This window comes from Actinomadura logoneensis (assembly GCF_003428695.1).
GTDB lineage: Bacteria > Actinomycetota > Actinomycetes > Streptosporangiales > Streptosporangiaceae > Spirillospora > Spirillospora logoneensis.
The window spans coordinates 1-11,882 of record NZ_QURH01001003.1; the positions used below are offsets into that span (position 1 = coordinate 1).

Annotated in this window: 11 protein-coding genes and 1 pseudogene; 6 read left to right on the top strand and 6 right to left on the bottom strand. The window is 72.9% G+C overall.

The genetic code is table 11. The features are described from left to right. The first annotated feature begins 210 nt into the window (after positions 1 to 210). From DZF91_RS34410 to leuA, 3 genes are all read left to right on the top strand, one after another. Positions 211 to 822 (top strand): TerB family tellurite resistance protein, encoded by a 612-nt coding sequence (locus tag DZF91_RS34410; RefSeq protein ID WP_117361221.1) that lies wholly within the window; start codon positions 211 to 213, stop codon positions 820 to 822. 95 nt (positions 823 to 917) lie between these two features. Then, positions 918 to 1,688, top strand: a complete 771-nt coding sequence (gene ddaH, locus DZF91_RS34415) for a dimethylargininase (protein WP_117361222.1) — start codon at positions 918 to 920, stop codon at positions 1,686 to 1,688. 216 nt (positions 1,689 to 1,904) lie between these two features. Continuing rightward, positions 1,905 to 3,611, top strand: a complete 1,707-nt coding sequence (leuA, locus tag DZF91_RS34420) for a 2-isopropylmalate synthase (protein WP_117361223.1) — start codon at positions 1,905 to 1,907, stop codon at positions 3,609 to 3,611. Between the two features lie 305 nt (positions 3,612 to 3,916). Here leuA and DZF91_RS34425 read toward each other — a convergent pair whose 3' ends face one another. Continuing rightward, complete coding sequence (locus DZF91_RS34425; protein ID WP_117361224.1) at positions 3,917 to 4,171, bottom strand: protealysin inhibitor emfourin; 255 nt, start codon at positions 4,169 to 4,171, stop codon at positions 3,917 to 3,919. A gap of 69 nt (positions 4,172 to 4,240) precedes the next feature. Then, positions 4,241 to 5,269: a M4 family metallopeptidase gene (locus DZF91_RS34430; RefSeq protein ID WP_117361225.1), complete on the bottom strand. Its 1,029-nt coding sequence runs from the start codon at positions 5,267 to 5,269 to the stop codon at positions 4,241 to 4,243. Between the two features lie 185 nt (positions 5,270 to 5,454). On the opposite strand from DZF91_RS34430, the pseudogene recO reads away from it, so the two are divergent. The 3 genes and pseudogenes from recO to DZF91_RS34445 all read left to right on the top strand — a co-directional run. Further along, positions 5,455 to 6,180 (top strand): annotated as a pseudogene (recO, locus tag DZF91_RS34435) (DNA repair protein RecO); the annotation flags it as partial. Positions 6,181 to 6,320: 140 nt separating this feature from the next. Continuing rightward, positions 6,321 to 7,121 carry an isoprenyl transferase gene (locus tag DZF91_RS34440; RefSeq protein WP_117361226.1) on the top strand — a complete coding sequence of 267 codons (801 nt, stop codon included), beginning with the start codon at positions 6,321 to 6,323 and terminating at the stop codon, positions 7,119 to 7,121. Between the two features lie 166 nt (positions 7,122 to 7,287). Then, a complete protein-coding gene (locus tag DZF91_RS34445; RefSeq protein WP_117361227.1) occupies positions 7,288 to 8,073 on the top strand; it encodes a TauD/TfdA dioxygenase family protein in 786 nt (261 codons plus the stop codon). Positions 8,074 to 8,150: 77 nt separating this feature from the next. Here the strand turns inward: DZF91_RS34445 and DZF91_RS34450 are convergent, their stop codons facing one another. From DZF91_RS34450 to DZF91_RS34465, 4 genes are all read right to left on the bottom strand, one after another. Beyond that, positions 8,151 to 8,576 (bottom strand): OsmC family protein, encoded by a 426-nt coding sequence (locus DZF91_RS34450; RefSeq protein WP_117361228.1) that lies wholly within the window; start codon positions 8,574 to 8,576, stop codon positions 8,151 to 8,153. A gap of 79 nt (positions 8,577 to 8,655) precedes the next feature. Continuing rightward, on the bottom strand, positions 8,656 to 9,261 hold the full coding sequence (locus DZF91_RS34455) for a hypothetical protein (RefSeq protein ID WP_117361229.1): 606 nt from the start codon (positions 9,259 to 9,261) through the stop codon (positions 8,656 to 8,658). Positions 9,262 to 9,524: 263 nt separating this feature from the next. Then, positions 9,525 to 11,129, bottom strand: coding sequence for a M4 family metallopeptidase (locus DZF91_RS34460; protein ID WP_117361230.1), 1,605 nt, complete (start codon positions 11,127 to 11,129; stop codon positions 9,525 to 9,527). 258 nt (positions 11,130 to 11,387) lie between these two features. Further along, positions 11,388 to 11,783, bottom strand: coding sequence for a Fur family transcriptional regulator (locus DZF91_RS34465; RefSeq protein ID WP_117361231.1), 396 nt, complete (start codon positions 11,781 to 11,783; stop codon positions 11,388 to 11,390). Positions 11,784 to 11,882: the final 99 nt, after the last annotated feature.

The window sequence follows — 11,882 nt, forward strand, 5'->3', positions numbered from 1 at the left end:
CCGCGCGGGGGCGCCGGCGACCGCCGCCCCGGGCTCCCCGGCCCCCTCGGGAGCGGCCCGCGGCGGCTCCTCGGGCGGCAGGAACTGCGGCCGTCCCATGTCACCGGTCATGTGCCAAGCGTAAGGGGCCGGTGCGGGGTGGATCGTCCGGGGCGCGGGAGGCGGTCGCGGTCGGTAGTTTGGACGGGTCCGTTTTGGGAGGAGAGACCGGTGTTGCTCGTGTTCAGCCTTTCGGTGTTCTTCCGCACGACGGGTGAGGGGACCTTCCACTGCCCCCGCTGCGGCGGCGACCGCGCCTACAGGCGCCGGTCCGCCCGCCGCTGGCTCACCCTCTTCCTCCTGCCCGTCGTCCCGCTGCGGCGGCTCGGCGAGGTGGTCGAGTGCCGCGCGTGCCGCACCCGGTTCGCCCTGTCCGCCCTGCGCACCCCGACCGCCCGGCAGCTCGCCGCCGCCCTGCCCGCCGGGATGCGCGCCGCCGCCGCGCTCGTCCTGCGGGCGGGCGACCCCGAGGACGAGGACGCCCGGGAACGCGCCATCGACGCCGTCATGGGCTACGGCGAGCCCGACTACGACGACCTGTCCATCGACACCGACCTGGACCTGCGCGACGAGTTCCTGGAGGAGGAGGTCGCCCGCGCCGGGACCGGCCTCGCCGTCGAGGCGAAGGAGTGGTTCCTGGCCCGCTGCGTCCGCGTCGGCCTGGCCGACGGGCCGCTGGACGAGTCGGAGCGGCGCGCCCTGCACCACGTGGCGCACCTCCTCGGCATGAGCCGCGCCCACGCCCTGGGCGTCATCACGCTGACCGAGACCGCCGCGCACTAGGCTCGTCCTCGGCTGGGCCTCGTCCGGGCCCCGGCCTTTCCCGAACTCCGTCACCGGTCCGCGCGGCCGGTGACGGCCCCCGGAGGGACGAGAGCATGGCGGACGCGGGAATCGCGCTGGTCCGGCGGCCCGGGCCGCGGCTGGCGGAGGGGCTGGTCACGCACATCGAGCGGCGGCCGGTGGACCTCGGCGCCGCGCGGCGGCAGCACGAGGCGTACCAGGCTGCGCTGCGCGCGGCGGGCTGGGGCCTGCGGGCCGTCCCCGAGGCCGACGACGCGCCCGACGCCGTGTTCGTGGAGGACACGGTCGTGGTGTGCGGGGACACGGCGGTGCTGACCCGGCCCGGCGCGCCCGGCCGCCGCGCCGAGGTCGCCGGGACCGAGGGCGTGGTCCGCGACCTCGGGCTGGCCGTCCGGCGGATCACCGAGCCCGGCACCCTGGACGGCGGGGACGTCCTCCAGGCCGGCGACACCGTCTACGTCGGACGCGGCGACCGCACCAACGAGGAGGGGATCTGCCAGCTCGCCCGGCTCCTCGGCGGCCGGCGGGTCGTCTCGGTGGACGTGCGGGGCGCGCTGCACCTGAAGTCGGCGATGACCGCGCTCCCGGACGGCACGCTGATCGGCGTCCCGGAGCTGCTGGACACCTCGGCGCTGCCCGCCCTGCGGGTCGCGCCCGAGCCGTCCGGCGCGCACGTGGTCGTCCTCGGCCCCGACCACCTGCTGCTGGCCGCGTCCGCGCCGCGCACCGCCGACCTGCTGGCCGCCGACGGGTTCCGCGTGACGGTCGTGGACATCGGCGAGTTCGAGGCGCTGGAGGGCTGTGTGACATGCCTCTCCGTGCTCGTCCCGTCACGCCCTTCGTGAAGGCGCAGGCAGGCGCGTCGCGAGACGCGGGCGTCTCAGATGCCGAGACCCGGTTTCCGTGTGGCGGATGGGATCTGTTAGCTTGACGATGTGTCCGCGGAACTGCTTCTCCTTAGCGGCCGCAGCGGGGGCCTGTAGAGAAGGCCGGCTCCCTCGCTGCGGGACTTCGACGTGAGCGTCGGCCGCGAGGACTGAGCAGAGGGAACCACGATTCCGATGTACCCGCAGCAGCACACCTCCGGAATGCCCTTCCAGCGCTACCGGCCGTTCGAGCCCGTCCGGCTGGCCGACCGCACCTGGCCCGACCGGGTGATCACCGAGGCCCCGCGCTGGTGCGCGGTGGACCTGCGCGACGGCAACCAGGCGCTGATCGACCCGATGGACGCCCACCGCAAGCTCAAGATGTTCGAGCTGCTGGTCCGGATGGGCTACAAGGAGATCGAGGTCGGCTTCCCGGCCGCGAGCCAGACCGACTACGACTTCGTCCGGCAGATCATCGATGAGGACCGGATCCCCGACGACGTGGTGATCCAGGTGCTGACCCAGGCCCGGCCGGAGCTGATCGAGAAGACCTTCGAGGCCGTCCGCGGCGCGAAGCGGGCCATCGTCCACCTGTACAACTCGACGTCCACGCTGCAGCGGCGCGTGGTGTTCGGGCAGGACAGGGACGGCATCACCGCGATCGCGGTCGAGGGCGCCAAGCTGTGCGCCAAGCTCGCCGAGCAGATGGGCGACACCGAGATCCACTTCCAGTACTCGCCGGAGTCGTTCACCGGCACCGAGCTGGAGTACGCGGTCGAGGTCTGCAACGCCGTCAACGAGGTCTGGCAGCCCACCCCGGACCGCAAGGTCATCGTGAACCTGCCCGCCACGGTCGAGATGGCCACCCCGAACGTCTACGCCGACCAGATCGAGTGGATGAACCGGAACCTGGCGTTCCGCGACTCGGTCATCCTGTCGCTGCACCCGCACAACGACCGCGGCACCGCCGTCGCCGCCGCCGAGCTGGGCTACCTGGCCGGGGCCGACCGCATCGAGGGCTGCCTGTTCGGCAACGGCGAGCGCACCGGCAACGTCTGCCTGGTCACCCTGGGCCTGAACCTGTTCACCCAGGGCGTCGACCCGATGATCGACTTCTCCGACATCGACGAGATCCGGCGCACCGTCGAGTACTGCAACCAGCTGCCCGTCCACGAGCGGCACCCGTACGGCGGCGACCTGGTGTACACCGCGTTCTCCGGCTCCCACCAGGACGCGATCAACAAGGGCTTCGACCACCTGCGCCGGGACGCCGCGGCGGCCGGGAAGCCGGTGGAGGAGTACACCTGGCAGGTCCCGTACCTGCCGATCGACCCGCACGACGTGGGCCGGACGTACGAGGCGGTCATCCGCGTCAACAGCCAGTCCGGCAAGGGCGGCGTCGCCTACGTCATGAAGACCGAGCACTCCCTGGAGCTGCCGCGGCGGCTGCAGATCGAGTTCTCCCGCGTCGTCCAGCGGCACACCGAGGACGAGGGGGGCGAGGTCACCGCCGAGCGGATGTGGGAGATCTTCGAGCGCGAGTTCCTGGCGAACGGGCCGCGCGTCGGGCTGCTGGCGCACCGCGCGGTCTCCCGCGTGGACGAGAAGGACCGGCTGTCCTGCGACGTCCGGGTGAACGGGGAGATCCGCGAGATCGAGGGCGTCGGGAACGGCCCGGTGTCGGCGTTCGAGGACGCGCTGGCCACCGTCGGCGTCAACGTCCGCGTCCTGGACTACGCCGAGCACGCGATGAGCGCGGGCGGCGACGCGCGCGCCGCCGCCTACGTCGAGTGCGACGTGGAGGGCAGGACGGTGTGGGGCGTCGGCATCGACGGGAACATCGTCACCGCGTCCCTGAAGGCCATGCTGTCGGCGGTCAACCGCGTGGCCCGGGGAGCGTGACGCCGTGACCTCGCGGGTCGGCCCCCGATCCGGTCCCCGGACCGGGCGTCGAGCCGGCTCCCGAGCCGGGCGTCGGCCTGGGCGAGGGCTCTTCCTGAACCAGGCCCAGGCCTGACGTTCGAGACTTTCCGGGTGTCTCCCGCGCGGGGGAGGCACCCGGAAACCTTTTCCCGCCGGACGGGTCCGGGGCCGGGCCGCTACGGGTGGCCCGGCCCCGGTGGTCTCCGGCGCGTCCCGGGGGCTGGAGGGCGCTCCCAGGTGGGGGGATGGTGCGTGCCGGTGGCGTCCAGGCGGCCGGGTGGTGGTCAGCCGCCGTCGCCGAGGACGTGGTGGACGAGTTCGCGCAGCGGCCCCGTGAGCTGCGTCTCCCCGACGGACGTGGCGTGCCCGTCGATGTCGATGTCGTACACGAACTGGTCCGGGATGCGCCCCGGGGGAGGCAGCCGCGACAGGTCCACGCGTCCGACCAGCCCGGCCAGCAGGGGGTCCTCGGCGCTGTCGGCCTGGCCGTGCCGCTCGATCCCGGCGAAACCGCCGCTCCGGACGACCGTCACCTTCATCAGGGCCTCCTCCGCTCTCACCACGACCGCGAGAGAGCCACCCGTTCCCAGGGGGGTGAGATTCTCACGTCACACGTGGACGCCTACCCCGGTCCACGCCTCCCGTACCGCGGTCACCTCGGCGGCGGACGTGCCGTACAGCGTTCCGGCCGTGTCCACCGTCGCGGCCGCGAACCCGGCGAAGTCCACCGTGGACGGCAGTTTCCCGCCCGTCAGCGTTCCGTACCAGATCTGTCCGGCCCGCTCCCAGGCGTGCCCGCCGATCGCCGCGGCGGCCAGGTAGAACGCCCGGTTCGGGATTCCCGAGTTGATATGTACCCCGCCGTTGTCCCGGTACGTGTTCACGTAGTGGGCCATGTCGGCGGGCTGCGGGTCCTTGCCGAGCTGCGGGTCGTCGTAGGCGGTCCCGGGGGCCTTCATGGACCGCAGCGCCTCGCCGCGCACGCCCGGCGCGAGCAGGCCCTGCCCGATCAGCCAGTCGGCCTGGTCGGCGGTCTGGCCGAGGTGCCACTGCTTGATCAGCGAGCCGAACACGTCCGAGACCGACTCGTTCAGCGCGCCCGACTGGCCGTAGTACTCCAGCCCGGCGGTGAACTGGGTGACGCCGTGGGTGAGCTCGTGCCCGGTGACGTCCAGCGGGCCGGTGAACTCGGTGAACAGCGTGCCGTCGCCGTCCCCGTAGACCATCTGCTCGCCGTTCCAGAAGGCGTTGTCGTAGCCCTCGCCGTAGTGCACGGTCGAGATCATGGGCAGGCCCGCGCCGTCGATGGAGTCGCGCCGGCAGGCCTTCTCGAAGAAGTCGAAGACGACGCCCAGCCAGTCGTACGCCTGGTTCACGACGGGGTCGGCGGTCGCGTCGGCCCCCTCGGCGCGGACGGTCTTACCGGGCAGCGTCTCCTGCCGTCCGGCGTCCTTGATCGTCCGGTTGGGGGCGAAGTCGCGGGTGGCGGTGGGCGGGGCGACCGGCAGGACCCGGCGCTGCGTGCGCTGGGCGCTGCTGATCACCAGGCTGCGGCGGGCGGACTCGCGCAGCGCCGGGTCGTCGGCCTGGCGGGCGACGTGGTCGAGGATGTGCGGTGGAACGATGGTGCATCTCATGGGACAACGCTGTCACCGGAGGGTGAGCCGGACCACGACTTCGCGCACAGTCGCGCGGCCGAATCCGGTCGCGGAGCGTGATGATCTCGCTCCGGGGCGGTGGATCATGCCGGGGATGCGCGGAGTGTGTGCGGATCGGGTGCTCCCCGGCGGGCGCACGCCCCCACGTGGGCGACAATGGTCGGGTGACCTTGTACCGCGACGAGGGCGTCGTCCTGCGCACCCAGAAGCTAGGTGAGGCCGACCGCATCGTGACCGTGCTGACCCGGCGCACCGGCCGGATCCGCGCGGCGGCCAAGGGCGTGCGCAAGACCAAGTCGCGGTTCGGGGCGCGGCTGGAGCCGTTCACCCACGTGGACCTCCAGCTCTACGAGCGGCGCTCGCTCGACCTGATCACCCAGGCCGAGACGCTGCGCCCGTACGGCGAGCGGCTGGTCGTCGACTACCCCCGGTACACGGCGGGGACGGCCATGCTGGAGACCGCCGAGAAGCTCACCGCCGCCGAGCGCGAGCCGGCGCTGCGGCAGTTCCTGCTGCTGGTCGGCGGGCTGCGCACGCTCGCGGACGGCTCGCACGATCCGCGGCTGGTGCTGGACGCGTTCCTGCTGCGGTCGCTGTCGGTGGCGGGCTGGGCCCCGGCGCTGGACGAGTGCAGCCGCTGCGGCGACCGGGGGCAGCTGCGCGGCTTCTCCATCGCGGGCGGCGGCGCGATGTGCGCCCGCTGCCGCCAGCCGGGCACGGCCACCCCCGCCCCGCCGACGTTCGCGCTGATGCTGGCGCTGCTGCGCGGTGAGTGGGACTACGCCGACGACTCCGAGCAGCGCCACCGGGCGGAGTGCAGCGGCCTGGTGGCCGCCTACCTTCAGTGGCACCTGGAGCACGGCCTCCGCTCGCTGCGCCACGTCGAGCGCGACACCGGCGCCCGGGACGGCGGCCCGGACGGGCCCGGCGCCCCCGGGGCGGACGGCCGCCGAGACGACGGGTACGAGCCCGACGGGTACGAGCCCGACGACCCCGCCGGTCCCGGCGGGACGAGTGACAGGGAGACAGTTTGAGCAGGGCCGCCGTTCAGCCGCCGTATCCCCACCCGACCGGGGCGCGCCCGCCCGCGATCCCCAGCGAGCTCGTGCCGCGGCACGTGGCGATCGTGATGGACGGCAACGGGCGCTGGGCCAAGGAGCGCGGGCTGCCCCGCACCGAGGGGCACAAGCGCGGCGAGGACTCGCTGTTCGACGTGATCATGGGGGCGATCGAGCTCGGCATCCCCTACGTGTCGGCCTACGCGTTCTCCACCGAGAACTGGCGGCGGTCGCCGGACGAGGTGCGGTTCCTGATGGGCTTCAACCGGGACGTGATCCGCCGCCGCCGCGACCAGCTCGACTCGATGGGCGTGCGGGTGCGGTGGGCGGGCCGGCGTCCCCGGCTCTGGCGCAGCGTGATCAAGGAGCTCGAGGACGCCGAGGCGATGACCCGCCAGAACGATGTCCTCACCCTCCAGTTCTGCGTGAACTACGGCGGCCGGGCCGAGATCGTGGACGCCGCCGCCCAGCTCGCCCGGGACGTCCGGGACGGCAGGGTCGACCCGGACAAGATCTCCGAGAAGACGTTCGCGAAGTACCTCGACGAGCCCGGCATCCCGGACGTGGACCTGTTCCTGCGCTCGTCCGGGGAGCAGCGCACGTCCAACTTCCTGATCTGGCAGTCGGCCTACGCCGAGATGGTCTTCCTCGACACGCTCTGGCCCGACTTCGACCGCCGCCACCTGTGGCACGCGTGCGAGGTCTACGCCAGCCGCGACCGCCGCTACGGCGGCGCCGAGCCGAACCCCGTCCCGGTCGCGCCGTCCGCCTGACCCCGGCCCTCCGCCTGACCACGCCGTTCGGGGGACCGGGCCCTCTCTGACCGGCCCGGTCCGACCGCGCGCAGGGGCATCGCGCGGGGGCGGGGCGCGGGCATGAAGTCGATAATCCCTACCTGATTGGTTGACTTTTGCGCTCGGGCGGCCTAGCGTCGTCCGCATGGCGCATCGTCTGCTCGAGCCGCCCCGCACTCGCACCGCCAGGGTCGAACCGGTCGCCGGACGCATCGGCGCGGCGGTCACGGACTTCCGGCCCGGGGACGGCTGTGATGAGGAGACCGCGCGGATGCTGCGCCGCGCGCTGCTGCGCCACAAGGTCCTGTTCTTCAGGGGCCAGGACGACCTCGGGCCCGCGGGCCAGACCGCGCTCGCCGCGGTGTTCGGCGAGCCGTCACCGCCGGTCGTGCGGTCCGGCTGCGCGGCGCCCCGGCGCGCGGGCGGCTGGCACACCGACGGCAGCGACACGATGCGCCCGCCGGGCGTGTCGGTGCTCCAGGCGCTGAGCGTCCCGGCCTACGGCGGCGACACCGTGTGGGCGAACACCGCCGCCGCCTACGACGGGCTGCCGCCCGAACTGCGCGAGGTCGCCGACCGGCTCTGGATCGAGCATGCGGGCCCGGACGGCGTGCTGGAGCATCCGCTGGCGACCGTCCACCCCGAGACGGGGGAGCGGGTGCTGCTGCTGGGCGCGCACGCGCGGCGCGTGGCGGGACTCAGCGCCGAGGCGGACGCGGAGGCGCTGGTCCGGCTGTTCCAGGGGCATGTGACGGCGCTGGAGAACACCGTCCGCTGGCGGTGGCGGCCGGGCGACGTGGTCGTCTGGGACAACCGCGCGACCCAGCACCGGGACGTGCGCGACGTCGCCGAGCGGTCGGCGGGGGAGCGGCGGCTCCGGCTGGTGGCCTGCGCCGGAGGCGTCCCGCTCCCGCTCCGTCCGCGGTCCTGACGGGCGCGGACGGAGCGGGCCGGGCGGCTGACGCCGGGTGGGCCGGTGCCCGGTGGGCGCCGGACGCCGGATGGGCGTCAGGCGAGCGCCGCGTCCAGCGTGATCTTCGTGCCGGCGAGCGCCTTGCTCACCGGGCAGTTGGCCTTGGCGTCCTGCGCGGCCTTCTCGAAGTCGGCCGCGGACAGGCCGGGCACGCTCGCCCGGACGGTCAGGTGGATCCCGGTGATGCCCTCGCCGGGCTGGAAGGTGACCTCGGCCTTGGTGTCCACCTTCTCCGGCGGCGTCCCGGCCCCGGCCAGGCCGTGCGAGAGCGCCATCGAGTAGCAGGTGGAGTGCGCGGCCGCGATCAGTTCCTCGGGGCTGGTGCGCCCGTTGGGCTCCTCGGCCCGGGACGGCCAGCTGACCTCGTACGTGCCGATCTTGGACGAGTCCAGCGAGACCGTCCCCTGGCCGCCCATGAGCGGCCCTTCCCAATGAGCGTTGGCGATGCGAGTGGTAGCCATGGGACCGATTCTGCCAACAGCCCGTGACGCTTCCGTCGGCGGCTCGGCGCAGCGGCGCCCGGGCGTCCCGAGGGAGGGCTCAGTGGACGAGTCTCCCGGCGGTGGTCCAGTTCTCGGCCATCGCCTTCTGCGCGGCGGCCAGGGTGACCTGCCCGGCGCAGACGGCCTTGTAGAGCTTGAACTCGACCTGGTCCTTCGGGTTGGGGCTGCCGCCCGGCTCGGGCCAGAGGTTGCGCGGGTCGGTCGGGTGGCCGCCGATCGACAGCGGGATGAAGTGGTCCTCCTCGTACCGGGACGGGTCGGTGTCCTTGTAGCCGTAGTCGCTGATCTGCTGTCTCTTGAGCCGGTTGGTGTAGGCCACCGGTGGACGGATCTTCTTGGTGTAGCCCGCGACGCAGATCGTCGTGTGGATGTTGGCCTGCGTGACGTCCGGGTTGGTCGCGCCCGGCGTGCACTTCGGGTCCGGGCGCGTGGTGGCCGGGTCGAGGCTGGACGCGTGGCAGGAGCCGGGCGCGCGGGTCGGGATTCTGGTCGGGACGCCGGACCCGGGCTTCCCGGGCTCGGGGGACGACCCGGACCCGGTGCGGCCGGCGGTGGTGCTGGTCCCGCCGCACGCGGCGGCGCCGGCGAGGACCGCCGCGCAGGCCGTGGCGAGCAGGGGGTGGGCGCGTCGGAACAGGAGCATGGGGGGTCTCCCGGGGGGTGAGGCTGTGTGGTCTGTTTTGACGTGATTGCCCACTAAGCCTCTCCGCGAGAACGAAGGTCATGCGGGTTCGGGATGAATGTCCAGCTAAAGGGTGAGCCCCGCGTCCGGACGAAACGGACGCGGGGCTCCGGGCTTCACGGCCGGCCGGCGGGCGGACGGTCCGTCCGCGGCCGTGCGGTGGGCCGTATCAGTTCACGTGGCCGTATCAGTGCACGGGGCCGTATCAGTGCACGTGGGCCGTATCAGTTCACGTTGACGCCCGACCAGGCGGCGGCGACCGCGTTGTACTGGGTGCTGCCCGCGCCGTAGAGGTCCTTGGCGGCGTTCAGCGTGGCGGTGCGCGCGCCCTTGTAGTCCGTGCTGGACGTCATGTACGTGGTGAGCGCCCGGTACCAGATGCGCGTGGCCGCGTCGCGGCCGATCCCGGCGACGGCCTGCCCGTTGGAGGTCGGGCTGTCGTAGGAGACGCCGTTGATGGTCTTCGCGCCGCTGCCCTCGGACAGCAGGTAGTAGAAGTGGTTCGCGACGCCGGACGAGTAGTGCACGTCGAGGTTCTTCAGGTCCGCGGACCAGAAGTCGGGCGACTTGCCGTCCTTGCTCGGCCTGTCCATGAACCGCAGCGCGGGCTTGCCGAAGCCGGGCAGCACGACCCGCTCGCCGACCAGGTAGTCGCCCCGCTCGGCCGGGTTGCCCGCGTAGAACTCGACGGCCGCCGCCATGATGTCGGAGGTCGCCTCGTTCAGCCCGCCGGACTCCCCGCTGTAGGTGAGGTTCGCGGTCGCGCTGGTCACGCCGTGGGTCATCTCGTGCGCCGCGACGTCGAGCGCGGTGAGCGGGCCGAGCTGCGTCCCGTCACCGTCGCCGTAGGTCATGCAGAAGCAGGAGTCGTCCCAGAACGCGTTGGCGTAGTTCTTGTCGTAGTGGACGCGGTTGGACGAGCCCTTGCCGTCGCCCTTGATGCCCGTGCGGCCGAAGACCTCCTTGTAGAAGTCCCAGGTCTCGTTCGTGCCGTACTGGGCGTCCACGCCCGCCGAGGCGCGGTTGGCGTTCGTCCCGTCGCCGAAGTGCGTCGTGGACGAGGTGAAGACGACCGTCGGCGCGCGGGAGATGCAGAACGTGAGGAAGCAGATGTCCGCCTTGTTCTGCGCGTCCCCGGTGTAGGTGTTGCCGCGCGTCGGGTCCTTCATCTGGTAGGACGTCCCGGACTTGGTGAGCTGCAGCGGGACCGTCCCCGAGTACAGGCCCTGGCCGTCGCCCGCGTCGGTCTTGATCGTCTCCTCGCGGAACAGCACCTTGCCGGTGAGCGCGTCCACGGAGGTGAACACGCGGCTCGGCGTCCCGTCGGCCTTCTTGCCCTCGGTCCTGAACCGCCACGCGAGCCGCGGCTGGTGGTCGGCGGTGCGGGCCTCGACGACCAGCGCGCCACCGTCGCGCAGCGTGTAGTGCTTCGCCGCCGCGGCCTTCTTCGCCTTCGAGGCGGGCACCTTCGGCGCGGTCGGGCTCGGCGCGGATCGCAGCGTCAGGCTCGTCCCCTGGTACGCGCCGGACCGGCTCTGGTGGACGACCACGTCGCCGCCGAGCACCGGCAGGTTCCGGAAGGTCCGTGTCATCCGGGTGTGCGAGGTGCCGTCCCGGTCCACGGACACGCCGATGACCTGGAACTTCTGGTCCGTGGCCGCCTTCAGGTCGCCCGCGTGGGCGCCGGCCGCGCCGAGCGCGCGGTTCGCGACGAGCGGCAGGGCGGGGGCCGTGGGAGCGGGAGCGGCCGACGCGGCGGACGGGACGGCGGCGGCGAGCGGTGCGGCGAGCAGTGCGGCACCGAGCGCCAGGCGGGGGGAGGTTCTCATGAACGCCCTCTCATGCACATGCGAGCGCCAGGGCTCCCCCGTACGACCCGATCGGCGGGCCCGCCGTGGCTATGGGGACATTTATTACATGAGAGATATTCGGTGTAGTTGGTGAAAAGTGTCGAAAACAGGCACAGATGTTCTCATCTGACGCCGGTTAGCCCACGGCCCGGAACGGAGAGCGGCCCCCACGGGCGAGCGCGGGAGGCGGGCACAGCACGCCGGCCGGCCTTATGCACAGAGGGTCGTACGCGCTGGTCACTCCGCCGGGCGGCAGTCGGCGCAGCGGCCGAAGATCTCGACGGTGTGCGTGATGTCGCTGAAGCCGTGCTCGTCGGCGACGGCGTCCGCCCAGCGCTCCACGGCGGGACCGGCCACCTCGACCGTCCGGCCGCAGTGCCGGCAGACCAGGTGGTGGTGGTGCTCCTCGGTGCGGCAGGCCCGGTAGACGGCCTCGCCGTCGTCGGTGCGCAGCACGTCCACCTCGCCGGCGTCGCTCAGCGCCTGCAGCGCCCGGTACACCGTGGTGAGCCCGATCTTGGAGCCGTCCGCGCGCAGGTCGGCGTAGATGTCCTGGGCGCTGCGGAAGCCCTCGCAGCCCGCGAGCGCCTCGCGCACCGCGTTCCGGCGGGACGTCGTGCCTCCCCTGGTCATCCTCCGAGCACCTCCGCCTCGGCCTGCACGTCGGCGCGTCCGGCCGGCGCCCGGTCCGGCCCGTCGCCGGCCGCCGTCCGGGTCGCGACCGCCCTGCGG